The 1,038-nt window shown below is 65.9% G+C and carries 2 protein-coding genes; both read right to left on the bottom strand.

Features of this window, described 5'->3' with window-relative positions:
- Positions 1 to 674: histidine kinase dimerization/phospho-acceptor domain-containing protein (locus AC5ZG5_RS46230; RefSeq protein WP_496165572.1), on the bottom strand; the 674-nt coding region annotated here is incomplete at its 3' end.
- Positions 661 to 1,038, bottom strand: a 378-nt coding sequence (locus AC5ZG5_RS46225; RefSeq protein WP_496165571.1) for a response regulator, incomplete at its 5' end; no start/stop codon positions are given. The genes AC5ZG5_RS46225 and AC5ZG5_RS46230, both read right to left, overlap by 14 nt.

Genomic DNA, 1,038 nt, shown 5'->3' with positions numbered 1-1,038 from the left:
TCGAGCGCCTGCAGGGCCTGCTGACCCCCGGCTACGGAAGCGACGCGATGACCATCGCGGGCCAGTCGGCGCGACAGCATATCGCGGTTGGCTTCGATATCGTCGACGACGAGAATGGAGCCGGTTTCGGTGACGGCAGACGGCTCTTGCCGGACTGGCCCCAGGCTGCGAATCAGTTCGCTTACCATTGCCGCGCCGGTCTGGTCGCAGGCTAGGTTCGTCTCACCGAGATCGGCCGAAAATCGCACGATGCGATCGAGACGTGGCAGCAGGTCGGTGGCCGCCAGCAGCACTCGGTCGAGGTCTGACCGCAGCGCGCCGCTCGAGATATCGGCTAGATCCTCGCTGAGCATCTCGGCATAGCCTTTGATCGCGTTCAAGGGTGTGCGCAGCTCATGGCGTAGCTGCTGCTCCTGGGGGGCGGCCGCCGGGTCGGTCGCGTTGTTCTCGCGATCGCCCTCGACCAGCTGGTCGACCTTGTCGGCGAGATCCCGGGCGGCACGGAGGACACGGTTGACATCGGGCAGGATATCCTGACGCCCTTCCCGCGACGCCTCTTCGTGCATGATCTCTGCATAGCCGAGCAGAGCGTTGACCGGGGACAGCAGTTCCTGGCGAAGGTGGGCTAGCCGAATACGTGAGGCGCGCGCGCGGTCGGTGTCAATGATGCTCATGGTCGCTCCGGATCCGCGCGTGGGCATGCCGGGGGACCAGCTCGTCGAGCGCCGCCAGCACGGCCTTGCCGCTGTATTCGCCTTTGTGCACCAAATGCTGTACCTGGCCGTTGAGACGCGCGAGATCCTCGGCCGTCAGGGCCTTCGCGGTGACGACGATGACCGGGATGCGTCGCCAGCGGGATTCGGCGCGCAGCCGCGCGACGAACTCGAACCCGTCCATCTCGGGCATCATCAGGTCGAGCAGAATTGCGTCCGGTGAGGCCTCGTTCAAGCGTTCGAGGCCGACCCGACCATTCTCCGCTTGTGTGACCGTGCACTCGATCTCCCGCAAGGCGCGCGCCATCAGCTCGCTGGTCGGAGC

Source organism: Bradyrhizobium sp. Ses1 (assembly GCF_059512365.1).
The sequence above is the reverse complement of the archived record's forward strand: the minus strand, read 5'-3'. Positions and strand labels throughout refer to the sequence as shown.